Here is a 14,104-nt window from a genome sequence, read left to right on the forward strand (position 1 = left end):
AGATGATCGCTTGCTGGTCCAACACCTTGACCGTTGCGATCTGTAGTAGTCGCTTCAACATTCACTGCCGATCCATCTACGATACCATCAGCGACCGTAAGTTCTGTCTGGTAGTTGCCATCAGCATCGGTCTTCACTGTCTTGTGAATCACGACATCTTTGCCTGCTGCATCTTTACCGGTAATGGTAATCACCACATCGCTATTCGGTGCAACATCCTTGGTGGTTCCAGTGATTTTACCTGTGTTATCAATGTGAATGTCTATGTTACTGTCTACACGATCAAGCCCAGCACTTTCGTCTTCTGGAGTATTTGGATCATCAGTCGTATTTTTACCTAACTGATCTTCCGCTTGAACAGTATTGCCATTACGATCAACAACTTCTGAACTTACAGTCAAATCACCATCCACAAATTCTTCTGGAACTTCAGCTGTATAGCTTCCATCTGGCTGAACAGTAACTTCGATATCTTTGCTTAATGTATTTCCGTTCTTGTCTTGTCCTGTAATGGTAATAACAACTTTCGTTCCTTCAGGAATATTTTCTGTTTTACCAATGATTGAGCCATCCGTTTTTACTTCAACACTATTTTTCCCATTGGGAATATTTTCTTTATTTTTATCATTATCATGTGTTGCTGCGATGACACCACCGACTACACCTGTCCCAATCAGCCAAGGAAGCATTCCAGTCAAATGACTACTTGCTTCAGGTAATAATGCTTCCAGCCCTGTGATTTCTTTAAAGCCTGAAACTCCATCAAACCAATATAAAATACAACCATCTTCATCTTCAAAGACTAAATCTGAAGTTACTTCTTGGTGAACTACAAAGAAGTTTTCAATAACAATCACTTCACCATTTTTAAGCTTTAATAATAAATGATCACCATCTCGAATATATTCAGCCACATCATCTCTATTCATTTTAGTATGAATAATTGATGCTTCTGACAAAGTGATATGGTTGGTATCTACCGTTGATTTACTTAAAGAATCTTTTTCAATTACAACAAAATTAGCCATTTTTTACCTAAGGAGATTATGTACATTTATCTTTTAAAAAAATCAATTACTTAAAAATATGCACGCAGAAACCCTACAAAAATGAAATTTTTGATGGGGGTTGGGAGATATTTATGAGTAAAAAATAAATCGATAATTAAGTATGATTACATTTGAGGTACGACAGTTTGAGTGGGTTCACTTTTGTTAGAACATTGAAGCGTCTGACCGTCATTTAAAATAAACGGTTTTCCCTCTCCATCTATTGAAAGTAAAAAATTATGACTATTCAACTTTTGCACATCTACATCTACATCACAGCTAAAACATGATTCAGTATTGCAATTTTTCACTTTAAAATTATAAACTTCAGACTTTAAGTGATACTTTGCCGTATTATTTATATAAAAGTTCCCTGCTTGTATACGATCAATATAGAAATCAATCGCACACTTCTGATGTGTTGCGGTATCCCCAGAACAAAGCTTTTCATCTCTTTTCACAAGAACAATTTGATTGTTCGTCAAACTTTTCTCTTGAAACCTTAAATTTGATGGTTTTTGATACTGATTGCTTACACAGGCTGTCATACCTATTGCAGCAGTCACTACCATCAAAATAACTTTTGACATCACCGTACTCCGACATTAAAAATAATCGATAAAATCACAACATTAAAATAAGCAGGTTTAGATGAAAAAACAGATCATTTATATCTCGTATTATCTTTATATGATATTCAATTAAATCTATATTCCATCCAGCACAAATCAATAAAGCATAAGGATTAAAATAATTACAAAAATAGAAAACCCATTAATTTAAAATCAAAAATAGACTAAATAAACATCAACAAAAAAAATGCAAAACAATACCCTTACCGAAATATTTTATAAAAATAAATCAGCAAAATTTATGTATATTTTTTACACTAAAATTGGGAGATAACTTCAGCCTAAATAGATTAAATATTATTCAATACAGGTATTTTTCATTCATGTATTCGCATAAATTAAGTCCTTTAAATTTAACTTTATGAGATTTAACTCACACAATCCTAGCATAAAAATGATACAAATCATTATCTTTTTTTTATTTGATGATAAATTTTTTATGATTTTTTAGGTTTTCTTTATAAAAAAACAATTATCATATCAACGGGTTAAAAAAAGTATTTTTTATAAAGAATACATTTACAATTTTATTTTATTTTTATATTTTTTATCCAGAAAATGCTCAGCATATAATCTCTTATCTCCCGCATAATCTCTAAAATACAAATGTATAGATTATAATTCCATAAACATTAAATTAAATATTATATTCTTTGCAAAGCCACAATCTATAATCATTTATTAATAACCAATAAACTATCATTCATTGTTTAATTAACAATCAAAACAATAGCTAAATTTATATTAAATTTAAATCATTCTGCTAAAATCAAATCATTACTGTGTAAAATAAAATAATATTTACGAGAAACTTGAAATAAACCAATGCCGATAATTACAAGCATGATTAGGTGCCATTCAGGAATGTTAATCACTCACAAACCCATAATTTTTTTAAAAAGCTTGGGTGCAATCAGTCTATGTGTTCTGATTCAGAACAATAGCCATGCACAAGACACCCGCTATTTAAAAGGCATCAAGGAAAGTGTATCGAGTTTAATCAAACCCAAAGATGACTCCTCCTTTCGTACCGTGCAACTTAAACAACTCGCTGACTTTGAATACCAACCCGAGCAAAGCACTGCGAGCCCTTTGCCCGTGGTCAAACCCTATCTGGGGCAAAAGGCGTCTTTAAATAATCTCTATCTGGAAAATCCACCAACTGCCCAGCAATATGCAGTACCCACACGGACCTTAAACCTTGAAGAAGCCGTGCAAATCGCTGTCAAACGCAATCCCAATATTGCCCAAACGATTTCTACTCTGGCTTCCCAAAACGCCAATATTGATGTCGCCAAGGCACAATACTATCCACAATTAAAAGCTGGCATGAATACCGGTGACTTCACCTCAAATGATAAAGGGCGGCAGTTATATTCTGTTGAAGCCAATCAATTGCTCTATGATTTTGGCAAAGTCAAAAGCAGTGTCACCACACAACAAAATAAATTGGCGGTTGAACAAGCCAATGTCTTGATCAGTATTGATGAAATCTCTACCCAGACGGCTCGAGATATTTTAGGTTTATTGAGATATCGTAATATTATAAAAATCGCCCAAGATCAATTTAATGGGGTCAGTCGCTTACATGAGATTGCACGTTTAAGAGCCGAAGCGGGCATCAGCAGTCATGCAGATCCTGTGCAAGCGCAAAGTTATGTTGAATATTCTCGTTCCTACCTGATTACCCAGCAGAATTTTCTTAAACAGCAAGAACAAAAGTTACGCACCTTATTGGGTTTTGATGTCAGCCAAATTGAGTTCAATATTCCTGATGAATTCGTCAAGCAATCGGGGCTATATGATGACCCCGAAGTCAATACCATCCCCAGTATGATTGCCGCAAAGGCTGAAATTGATGTGGCACAAAGCCAAAAGAAACAAACTCAACTCAGTGTCTATCCGACCATTTCTTTGGTGGGTGCGGTGACCAAAGCATTGAATGGTCAAAATCCCAATACTGGAATTGAGAATGATACCGACAGTTCGATTGGGGTACAGATGTCGAGTAATTTCTATCAAGGCGGTGCAGTGGGTTCACAGGTTAAAGCAGCAAATTATGCTGAACAAGCCGCCCGTGCCAAGCTGAATGCCACCTATCTCAATATTATGGATCAAGCCCAAATTGCCCGTGAAAGTATTGAAAACACCGATAAACAGATTTGGGTGTTGATGGACCGAGAACGCTCAACTGCCAAAACCCGAGAGCTGTATGAAGAACAATACAAACTCGGCAAGCGTTCGATTTTAGATTTACTCAGTTCAGAACAATCGTACCAAAGTTCAAGGATTGAAAGAGAAGCAGCACGATTTGATATCTATGACACGATTGCATTATTTATCAATGTAACCGGAAAGAGTAGACATGCTTATCATTTAAATAATATTCAAATTCAGGGGTTTGAAGTTCAGCCATGAATAATAATAGATTAAATTATCAACCCTGGTTACAAGCCATTATCGCGGTTGCACAACATTATCGTATTCAACCCTCAGAAGAACAAATTCGTCTGCAACTGGATTGGAATAAATATCACAATCTTGATGACATGCTGGCACTGATTACCCGTCAAGTCGGCTTAAATATACGTCAAGCTGACTTTAGCACGGATGTTCTCAATCCATGGCGCTTGCCAGTGGTGGTCGAGCTGAATGATGGTCAGGTGGCGGTGATTGAGAAAGTAGATGCTGCTGGAAATGTCAGCCTACAACTCAGTGGTGATCAAGGGCTGTCACAAAGCTTCAGTGTGCAGCAACTACAAGCCCATGCCAAGCGCGTCTATATATTTAGACCTGAAACCTCTGTACCGGATGCGCGTGTTGATGAATACATTAAGCCTTATGAAAAAAGCTGGTTCTGGGACATTGTTTTAAAAGACTGGAAACGCTATACCGACATCATGGTGGCTTCAATGATTGCCAATATTTTGGCATTGGCGACCATTATCTTCTCGATGCAAGTCTATGACCGTGTGGTGCCGTCTCAATCCATTCCGACCTTGTGGGTGCTTGCAGGTGGCGTACTGATCGCTGCAATCTTTGAATTTGTTCTGCGAATTGCACGGGTCTATTTATCCGATATTATCGGTAAACGTGCCGACTTAAAGATTTCAGATCGGGTGTTTGGTCATGCACTGCGCATTCGCAATAAAGATCGAGCACGTTCAACAGGCTCTTTTATTTCGCAGATTCGTGAACTAGAAGGGGTCCGTGAATTGGTCACCTCAACCACCATCAGTGCAATTGCCGACCTTCCTTTTTTCTTCCTGTTCTTGGTGATTTTTTGGATGATTGGAGGCAATATTTTCTGGGTGATGTTGCTGGTTGTACCGCTGATGATTGTTCCAGGCTTTTTGGTACAAAAGAAATTGGCACAATTGGCGACTGAAGGCATGCGTGAATCGGCAATTCGTAATGCGATTTTGGTTGAAGCGGTGCAAGGCATTGAAGATATCAAACTACTGCGTGCTGAAGCCCGATTCCAAAATCAATGGAATCACATGAATGAAGTCTCAGCAGATGTCAGCATGCGTCAACGAAAAATTGTCGGTTGGTTAAATGCATGGACACAGAAGATTCAAGGCTTGACCTATGCAATCGTAGTCTTGGTCGGTTGTTTTGCAGTGATGAAAGGTGACATGACCACGGGTGCCTTGGTGGCGTGTTCGATTCTCTCTTCACGGATGTTGGCACCTATTTCTCAAGTGACGGGTGTGCTTGGGCGTTGGCAACAAGCCAAAGTGGCAAAGAATGGTTTAGATGAGTTGATGCAAAAACCGGTTGACCGCCCTGAGCGTGCTCAATTGATTCAGCGTAAAGTGCTGTTAGGGGATTATGATTTTAAAGGGGTGGTGTTTAAATACACTGAAGATGACCCACGTCCGACCTTGGTCATACCGCAACTCAAAATTGCGGTCGGAGAAAAGGTGGCGATTCTGGGACGCAATGGCGCAGGAAAATCGAGCCTTTTACAATTACTTGCCGGGATGCAACTGCCTGTACAGGGCAAAATTAGTCTGGATGGTGTCGATCAATCCTTGCTTGATCCTGATGATATTCGCCGAGATATGGCACTGCTCAATCAAAATGCCCATTTATTCTTTGGGACCATCCGAGAAAACTTAACCTTGGGTGCGCCCTTGGCAACCGATGAAGAAATTGTGCGTGCCTTGCAAATCACCAATGCATTGGAAATCGTAGAGCAGAAAAAAGAAGGCTTGGACCATACCATTCTTGAGGGAGGTGTGGGCTTTTCAGGTGGACAAAAACAAGCGCTGTTGCTGACTCGGTTGCTGTTGAGAAACCCGAATATTGTGTTGTTGGATGAACCTACTGCCTCGATTGATGATGTCTCTGAAAAAGTCTTGATTCAACATCTTAAACAATGGCTGGGTCATCGCACTTTGGTGGTGGCAACCCATCGCCCTGCTGTTTTGCAATTGGTGGATCGGATTATTGTGGTACATGAAGGAAAGATCATTAAAGATGGACCACGAGATGCCATTCTGAATCCGCAACATCAGCCGAATGCAGGAGGTGCTTCAGCATGAGCCAAGAACAAAATCCGCAAAAGATTGAACTGCAAACCCAATCGCCTGCTCAAGCTGATGATGCGACCAATATCCTACAGCGACCAACCAATCCCTCAGCACTCAAGTTTTCAGAACCGCCCTTGCCTAAATCCAGTTTTATTATTTGGATCGTGGCAGTGGGCTTATTGGCATTCTTGATTTGGGCATGCGTTTTTAAATTGGAAGAAGTTTCAACGGGCACAGGTAAAGTAATTCCTTCGTCCAAAGAGCAAATTATTCAATCCTTAGATGGTGGGGTGCTCACCAGTTTGGATGTCAAAGAAGGTGATATTGTACAAAAAGGACAAACTCTTGCTCAGATTGACCCCACCCGTTTTGAGTCACAAGTCGGAGAAAGCCAGACTAAATTACTGGCAACCCAAGCCACTGCTGCACGTTTAGAGGCGGAAGTGAATGGTACACCGCTACGCTTCCCTAAAGATGTATTGGCAGTACCAGCCTTGGTTCGAGAGGAAACGGCACTGTATACCTCTCGTCGTGCCAATTTGGATGAGTCCATCACGGGGTTAAAACATGCCTTGGCTTTGGTGCAAAATGAATTACAAATGACTCAACCATTGGTTGCCAAAGGTGCGGCATCCGAAGTTGAAGTGTTACGTCTAAAACGAGATATCAATAACTTTGAAAATCAGATCAATGATAAGCGTAATGACTACTATGTAAAGTCACGCGAAGAGTTGGCGAAAGCCAATGCAGATATTCAATCGTTACAGCAAATCGTGGCAGGTCGAAATGATTCGGTCAAACGTTCCACCTTTAAAGCGCCTGTCCGTGGTGTGGTCAAAGAAATTGCTGTGACCACGATTGGTGGGGTGGTACCGCAAAATGGCAAGTTGATGACCATTGTTCCGATTGATGAGCAATTATTGATTGAAGCACGAATTTCCCCACGAGATATTGCATTTATTCATCCGGGGCAGCCGGCTTTAGTGAAAATCACGGCCTATGACTACTCCATTTATGGCGGTTTAGAGGGTAAAGTGACGGTGATTTCACCCGATACTATCCGTGATGAGGTGAAACAAGATCAGTTTTACTATCGCGTCTATATTCGAACCAATAAAGATAAACTGGTGAATAAGGCAGGTAAATCTTTTTCGATTACGCCGGGTATGGTGGCTACTGTTGATATTCGCACAGGTCAGAAAACCATTATTGAATACTTGTTGAAACCATTCAATAAAGCCAAAGAAGCATTAAGAGAGCGTTGAGTTTTTAAGATCAACCAGCATGGATTGAAATACATCAATGGAAATAAAAAACCAATCTACGGATTGGTTTTTATTGGTGTTTATTCTTATCTATAAGTCTTGCAATGTTAAAATAATGCTATCTTGAAACTCATCCTAGTGACGCAAACATAGACGACAAATATGATTTTAACGGTGTGAATAGGAGCAACGAACGAGCTAACCATTGGACACATTTATAACGAATCATTGATGATTAAGATGACTTATTTGCTCAAACAACATGAGCGAAAATACGACAATTTAGTCACACCATAACAGCTTTATTTTTTGAACGTCAGAGACGATATTTTAAATAAATTCCAAATGCGGAAAAGTTTTTATGATCTCCAAACGCCTCTTTGGCGGCACTTTTAGGGTTAAGCCAACTATAGGATAAAGAGGTGTACAGTTTAGTTGTAGGTACCCACTCTAAATAAATACTGTACTCATCCGCAAAACGACGATTATGAACAGGTGTTCCAAAATAATTGGCTTTATCCAACGCCAACTGATAATAAATTGTTCCGAATGTAAGTTGATCATTCAATTGGGATTTAATCGAAAATTGCTGAACTTTTTCATTGCTATTGTACAAAGCATAATTTCCCGCAACATCACCCAATAACCAAGTTCCCCACCCAATATAACCTTTACTTAACGCATTCCAACTACGGCGTTGCTTATCTTGTAAATTATCATCTCCAGAAAAAAAAGAATATCGATAGCCTAATGTAGGTTGAAATGGCAAACCATCAAAAACATAGTCAGCTTGGGTATACCAGGCATTTGCCTGATAACTCACACCATCCCCACGACCGCGTTGAATTGCATATTCACCGTTCAAAGTTAAGGCTGGAATCAGTGCTGATTTAGCATTTAATGCCCTTAAATTATAAACTTGCATTCCATCTTTAGGGGCAGCATCGGAAGAAGGAGCTTTAACTTTAAATGCAGTTAAACCCAAAGTAAGATTTTCGTTCCAATCATAATCTAGATTCGCACCATTCATTTTAAAACTGCCCAAATCATAATCTGTACCTAACGTAAACAGTTGTGCTTTTAAATTTTGCTGTTCCCATGCAAGCACTGCGGAATTGCGAAATGCAGAACGTGGAGCAATATAATAGGTTCCATCTTGATATTGATCCAAATTACCATCCATGATGATAAAACCTGTCGCAATCGAATAATTTTGCCGTCCAGCCGTCAACTTCCAGTCACCATATCCAATACCCGCATAAAGCTCCTCAACACTGGTTCGACCATCTGAACGTCGTGTGTAGCCACCGGCATCACCATCTCCAAAAGTTTGTGAAGCAACGATTGATGTGCCAAGTATTAAATTTATATCTGAATCTAGCTTATAGTTCAGGTTTAAATTAGGTTTTAAATAAGCTTCTTGCCAAGTTGCTTGTTGACCTGTCATTGTCTGATCACGTAAATCGATTCGCCCACTACCAAAATTAATATGATCTGCATACAGATTGGCAGCAGTTATGGTTAATCCCAATTCTCCAGTAAGATTTCCTGATTTTATTTCATAATCAGCAACAGCTGCTAAAGGCACAAAGAAAAGTACAACAACACACAACATAGAATGAAAATAAGATGATTTTTCCATAATCAATATCTCCTTGAAATTATTTTTAGTTTTTGCTTTTGGATGGATACTCTTGAACTCCGTAGAGTTTGATGGCAACAAGATAAAAAATAGAAGTTAGAATTAACCCCACAACCCATGAAATATCAGCACCATTCAATACATGGGCAATAGAACCTGTATACAACTCTGTGGCAATAAATGGGATTTGAACAACAACCCCAAAAATGTATGCTGAGACAGCCAAAATGTTAAATTTTCCATATTTCCCTCCATCTTGTAGAAAAAATGATTTCACATCATATTCACCATGCCGAACCCAGTAATAGTCCACCAAATTTACTGCTGTCCAAGGAATAAGGACGTAAATCAATAAGAAGATAAAATTGGTAAACATCGGCAAGAAATTAATGGATGCCTTAATCCCAATCCACAATGCGATGCCAATAAACACAAAAGAAATCTGCACTCTACCCTTTGCTGACGGGATAAATGATGGAATAAGGGTTTGAATAAAAGAGATTAAGGTCAATACACCACAATATAAATTCATTGAATTTATGGCTGCGATTGCGATGACAAGGATAAAAATAATTCCACTGCCTAGTTCTGGTACATAGTTGATCAATCCAGAAATAACATCACCATTGGATGTCAACAATCCGATTGTGATCCCCAAGGACATGGGGATAATCGTCCCCAAAGAGCATCCCCAATAAGTTGCCCAAAATGCGGACCGAGCTCCTGTTTCTTTAGGCAGATAACGACTTGCATCAGAGACATAAGGTGCATAGGCTATTTGCCATAAAGCTGCTATCGAAAGTGAGGCAAGAAAACCAGTTGCAGAAAAAGAGTTTCTTTCAAAAAAGTCTAGCGGTAATCCATAAATAATGAATACCCATATGTAGGCCAAAACAAACCCGATCCCACAAATGACAAAGATAATTTTGGTAAAGAGGTGAATCAGCCTATAGCCAACGATGGCACCTGTCACAGCGACAATACCTGCCAGTAAAATCCCGAAAGATTGACTGAATGAGGGAATAAGCAAGTTGATCGCCTGTCCTGCCAAAGTTATATTGGAGGCAAGAAAACCAACATACATGATCACCACAATTCCTAAAATCGGCAATGCGCCAAGAGATCCAAACTGTCCCTTGGTTTGAATCATTTGCGGTACACCAAGTTGAGGACCTTGAGCTGCATGTAAGGCTGCAAAAATAGCACCAATCAACGTTCCCAAAATCGTACTGAGAATCGCGGATATAAAAGATTGCTGAAAAATAATGACAGAAAGTGATCCTGTCACAAAGGTCAATAACATCAAATTCCCACCAAACCATAAGGTAAAGAGGTCCAAAGGTCGACCATGCCGTTCATTGAGTGGAATTTGCTGAATGGTATGTTGTTCAATTGAATGAACAGGTTGTTCTTGCATGATATAGCTCCTTATATAAAGGAAGATTTAAAATTTAGATTTCTTGTTTAAATTGCTTTTTTAGAGATATAAACTCCCCTGCGTCTCAAGTACGCATTTGAAAAATATTGAAGTGAGTGGGTGAAAAAAATTGTGCTATCAGTGCATCGGTTCAAGCACAATGTCATCAAACAAGGCTTGTATATTCTGTTGAATTGCACCTTCAAAAATGATCACAATTCTTGTTTTTGGGTCATCATCTGCCCATGTATCGAGGTAAGACTCTAGAAATAAATAATGCTGTACACCATGTATTACAACAGGTCTCAAAGACTCCCTGATATGAAGCAAACCTTTGATTCGGAGTAAATTCTCTCCATACAGGAGAGCGAGTTTCTGAAGAAACTGGGTTATACTCCGCCAAGCTAATGGTTGATCAGCATATAAACATAAACTACTCATACCTTGGTGCAGTGATTGACCCAACTTGTTTCTCAGATGACTATTTTGTTTAATCCATTGGATCTGCGGTAAATCACGTACAATTGGATACTGTTCGCGATCAAAAATTAATGAAGCAACAGCTTCTACATCTGAAGAATCAATGATTTCAGCAGCATCATTGAGTGTGCGTATCCCCTCAATGAATTGATGAAAAGCATGAGATAAATCGGTTTTAGTTAAAATGATTTTGTCTGCAACAGCGATTTGACGGATTCTTTCCATGCGTTGCTGAGCTAAATTTATGGGTAATAATGTATCAACAGTCGCAATGACTGTTTGCACACTAAATAGCATTGCTATACTTTCATGTGCCAACAATAGTTTCAGTAAAGGTACAGGATCAGCCATCCCCGTTGTTTCAACAATGACCCGATCAAATATCGGTATTATTTCTGCCTGTGCACGTTGATAAAGTAATTTGAGCGTCTCTGAAAATTCAGTTTTAACACTACAACACACGCAACCACTTTTAAGTAAAACCATATCTTGATCAATCTGACCAACCAGCAGATGATCTAAACCAATCTCTCCGATTTCGTTAATGATGACAGCTGTGCGCTTCATTCGTTCATCAGCCAACAAGTTTCGGAGTAAAGTTGTTTTACCACTCCCTAGAAACCCTGTCAGTAATGTCACAGGGATACGTTTTACTGCATTCATCTCTGTTCTCCCTAAGCGAAACAAACAATATTTTTAAACGGTATTAACTGGTCCGCTGAAATACATGCTGACCTTGCAATACAGTGGTGATGACTTGAGTCGCTGCAATTTCTTCTACTGTTGACTCAAAAATATTGCGATCCAAAACAATAAAAGTTGCATCTTTACCCATTTCTAAGCTTCCAGTGCGATGGCGATGACCTATGGCAATTGCACCATTCAAAGTCATCATTTCTAGCGCCACCTCCAATGGCACACTTTCATCACCGTGTTGCAAAATGCCAGCTAAAGCTGGGAATAAATTAGGGGTTGGGGGTAAGAGCCAATCCGTTCCCACCGTCATGATTGCACCAGCTTCATACAAACTTCGAAAGTCGTAGGCTTTACCTAGCGCTTGCTGATATTCAGGGATATGCCAAATTGCTGGAGACATCTCAGCAATAATGCCGAGTTCTCTAAAACGGGGGCGATCTTTTAAAGACACATAATGAGCATGTGCAATATCATGAAAATGTCCTGCCTTTCGCTCGATATGATTTGCATTTTCATAATTATTCAGCGCAATACGCACCGAGCCATACCCCGTACAATGTGCCTTAACAACCAAATCTGCCTTGGTCCATTCACGGATTTTTTCAGTAAGTTCATTTGAATCAAGAAGTAAGTTATAGGTTATTGGCTGATCTGTGACTGGGTCTAAAGGTACATGACTAAAAGTAGGCGCCATAGACGTACCATCCAACATGACTTTAATACCGTTGACCATGACACGTTTTGAAGCATATTGTTCGCGCTGTGCAATGACCTGTTCATCTTCCTCACGATCACTTAAGGACACCACTTCCGCTCGCCAAGGCAGATGACAAAACAAATCCAGTGTAAGTTCCTGTGCTTCATCCAAAGTTTGCGCCGCAATCAAGAACGGACGTGTTGCTGAGGCTTCCTGCGCTGAAGTTATGCCATATTGGTTACAAATACTTGCCGCCATCTTAAGCGCTTGCTTATTCTGTTCTGCACTCTCGGTAGGCGCAGCCAAATATAATTTAACCCAAGCCCCTTCACGTAAGATTCCTGTGGGTTCACCAGTTAAAGGATCTTTTTCGATTTTTGCTCGTATTGTGCTGGGTGTATCACGGGTAATGCCAGCAAGCTCTAAGGCGAGACTATTTGCCATAACGTTATGAAATGAGAAATCATGTATGACAATTGGTACATCAGGAATGACTTGATCTAGCCACTCACGTGTCAATATCTCTGCCGTAAAAATTAATGGATTGTAAAGACCTGCAAAAATCCATGTCCTTTCTGAAGCATATTTTGCCCAGTATGCTTTGAGCTGTTGTGCCAGTTCATCTAATGTTTGGGGATCATTTAATTCGCAAGAATATTCCAAGCGACGCAATGCTGCTTTTAAAAGATGAGTATGCGCATCATGTATACCCGGCATAACCATTTTTCCTGCTAAATCATAGTGCTCTGCACCCTCAGCCAAAGCCAAGAGTTCATCTTGATCACCTATTGCTAAAATTTTACCCGCCTTGACCCACATGGCTTCCGCCCAAGGTTGTGATTCATTCACGGTATAAATTTTTGTATTGTAGTAAACAATATTACTCATTGTTTTATCCCTGCTTATGCTCAATGAATATTCAGCTCAAATTTCTGAAAAAGTCATAAATACATATTCATCAAAAAGCTTTTCCGTTTTTCACAGCTAATCTTTTATGTGTATTGCTTATTTTTTATACTCCACGGCAACCATATAAGTAATTCTTAAAAATTGATGTAGATGTTCTGAATTTTCAAAGTAACTCATCAATCATGTTTTACTGAGTCAAAATCTGTACTTAATCGGGTGTGAGATAAAATGCAAAAATTAACCGATAGATGCCTGTTTCTCTTCATCCATTTCAAAGTGGTATTGTTGACAATGATGCATTGAATAATTACTTAAACTATCGCGCCAAGCTGGCTGTCGTTTTATTCACCAATTACCCATCCAATTCCGACGATTGTTCAATTTCAATCTATTTTTAATTAGGGATTCATCTTAAAATTTCGCATCTCTTTTTGTTATATATCTACAATGAAAGCCTTTTTATTATTCAGTGTCATTATTCTCTTGGCTGGATGTGCACTGGGTACATCTCGTGAAATAAAAATGGCTGAAAAAATTCTCAACCAATTTCAATGTAACAATATAGAAACCGCTGAACTCAATCATAGTGCTATTAATCTTTATCACGAGCATTCACTTGCTGTGAGTAAAGAAAAAGCCACAGAATACATTGAACGTTATAAGTCAGGAGAGGAATTATTTAAAATTCCTTTAGATGAAGTGGTTCAACAGCAATATGATATTTATAAGACTGCATGTGAATCACTTGGTGGTGTGCAAACGGAAAAGCACTAATTATT

The 14,104-nt window shown here is 39.0% G+C and carries 10 protein-coding genes; 4 read left to right on the forward strand and 6 right to left on the reverse strand.

Going from position 1 to position 14,104, the window contains the following annotated elements; all coding sequences use genetic code 11:
- Both AAV97_RS14325 and AAV97_RS14330 read right to left on the reverse strand, forming a co-directional pair.
- A partial coding sequence (locus tag AAV97_RS14325; RefSeq protein WP_046760898.1) for a BapA/Bap/LapF family prefix-like domain-containing protein occupies positions 1–1,028 on the reverse strand: 1,028 nt, incomplete at its 3' end.
- Between the two features lie 146 nt (positions 1,029–1,174).
- On the reverse strand, positions 1,175–1,639 hold the full coding sequence (locus AAV97_RS14330) for a hypothetical protein (protein WP_046760899.1): 465 nt from the start codon (positions 1,637–1,639) through the stop codon (positions 1,175–1,177).
- Between the two features lie 906 nt (positions 1,640–2,545).
- Here AAV97_RS14330 and AAV97_RS14335 point away from each other — a divergent pair.
- Genes AAV97_RS14335 through AAV97_RS14345 form a run of 3 tightly spaced genes read left to right on the forward strand, consistent with a single transcriptional unit; the run spans position 2,546 to position 7,484 of the window.
- Positions 2,546–4,099 (forward strand): TolC family protein, encoded by a 1,554-nt coding sequence (locus AAV97_RS14335; protein WP_046760900.1) that lies wholly within the window; start codon positions 2,546–2,548, stop codon positions 4,097–4,099.
- Positions 4,096–6,231, forward strand: coding sequence for a type I secretion system permease/ATPase (locus AAV97_RS14340; RefSeq protein ID WP_005033558.1), 2,136 nt, complete (start codon positions 4,096–4,098; stop codon positions 6,229–6,231). Before AAV97_RS14335 ends, AAV97_RS14340 begins: the two co-directional genes overlap by 4 nt.
- The gene (locus AAV97_RS14345; protein ID WP_228136552.1) at positions 6,228–7,484 is read left to right on the forward strand and encodes an HlyD family type I secretion periplasmic adaptor subunit; all 1,257 of its coding nucleotides are present in this window, start codon (positions 6,228–6,230) and stop codon (positions 7,482–7,484) included. The genes AAV97_RS14340 and AAV97_RS14345 overlap by 4 nt, the downstream gene beginning before the upstream one ends.
- Positions 7,485–7,800: 316 nt before the next feature.
- Here AAV97_RS14345 and AAV97_RS14350 read toward each other — a convergent pair whose 3' ends face one another.
- The 4 genes from AAV97_RS14350 to AAV97_RS14365 form a co-directional block, all read right to left on the reverse strand.
- Positions 7,801–9,126, reverse strand: coding sequence for a hypothetical protein (locus AAV97_RS14350; RefSeq protein ID WP_046760901.1), 1,326 nt, complete (start codon positions 9,124–9,126; stop codon positions 7,801–7,803).
- 25 nt (positions 9,127–9,151) lie between these two features.
- Positions 9,152–10,543, reverse strand: a complete 1,392-nt coding sequence (locus AAV97_RS14355) for a purine-cytosine permease family protein (RefSeq protein WP_046760902.1) — start codon at positions 10,541–10,543, stop codon at positions 9,152–9,154.
- A gap of 138 nt (positions 10,544–10,681) precedes the next feature.
- Positions 10,682–11,686: a CobW family GTP-binding protein gene (locus AAV97_RS14360; protein ID WP_046760903.1), complete on the reverse strand. Its 1,005-nt coding sequence runs from the start codon at positions 11,684–11,686 to the stop codon at positions 10,682–10,684.
- Positions 11,687–11,729: 43 nt separating this feature from the next.
- A complete protein-coding gene (locus tag AAV97_RS14365; RefSeq protein WP_046760904.1) occupies positions 11,730–13,304 on the reverse strand; it encodes an amidohydrolase in 1,575 nt (524 codons plus the stop codon).
- Positions 13,305–13,772: 468 nt separating this feature from the next.
- Here AAV97_RS14365 and AAV97_RS14370 point away from each other — a divergent pair, with 468 nt between their 5' ends.
- A complete protein-coding gene (locus tag AAV97_RS14370; protein ID WP_046760905.1) occupies positions 13,773–14,099 on the forward strand; it encodes a hypothetical protein in 327 nt (108 codons plus the stop codon).
- Positions 14,100–14,104: the final 5 nt, after the last annotated feature.

This window comes from Acinetobacter sp. Ag2 (assembly GCF_001005515.1).
In the GTDB taxonomy this organism is placed as follows: Bacteria; Pseudomonadota; Gammaproteobacteria; order Pseudomonadales; family Moraxellaceae; genus Acinetobacter; species Acinetobacter bereziniae.

What these genes read in the sequence shown, in the direction of transcription:
- AAV97_RS14330 (WP_046760899.1), bottom strand. Translation starts at nt 1,639, where the DNA reads ATGTCAAAAGTTATTTTGATGGTAGTGACTGCTGCAATAGGTATGACA.
- AAV97_RS14335 (WP_046760900.1), top strand. Translation starts at nt 2,546, where the DNA reads ATGTTAATCACTCACAAACCCATAATTTTTTTAAAAAGCTTGGGTGCA.
- AAV97_RS14340 (WP_005033558.1), top strand. Translation starts at nt 4,096, where the DNA reads ATGAATAATAATAGATTAAATTATCAACCCTGGTTACAAGCCATTATC.
- AAV97_RS14345 (WP_228136552.1), top strand. Translation starts at nt 6,228, where the DNA reads ATGAGCCAAGAACAAAATCCGCAAAAGATTGAACTGCAAACCCAATCG.
- AAV97_RS14350 (WP_046760901.1), bottom strand. Translation starts at nt 9,126, where the DNA reads ATGGAAAAATCATCTTATTTTCATTCTATGTTGTGTGTTGTTGTACTT.
- AAV97_RS14355 (WP_046760902.1), bottom strand. Translation starts at nt 10,543, where the DNA reads ATGCAAGAACAACCTGTTCATTCAATTGAACAACATACCATTCAGCAA.
- AAV97_RS14360 (WP_046760903.1), bottom strand. Translation starts at nt 11,686, where the DNA reads ATGAATGCAGTAAAACGTATCCCTGTGACATTACTGACAGGGTTTCTA.
- AAV97_RS14365 (WP_046760904.1), bottom strand. Translation starts at nt 13,304, where the DNA reads ATGAGTAATATTGTTTACTACAATACAAAAATTTATACCGTGAATGAA.
- AAV97_RS14370 (WP_046760905.1), top strand. Translation starts at nt 13,773, where the DNA reads ATGAAAGCCTTTTTATTATTCAGTGTCATTATTCTCTTGGCTGGATGT.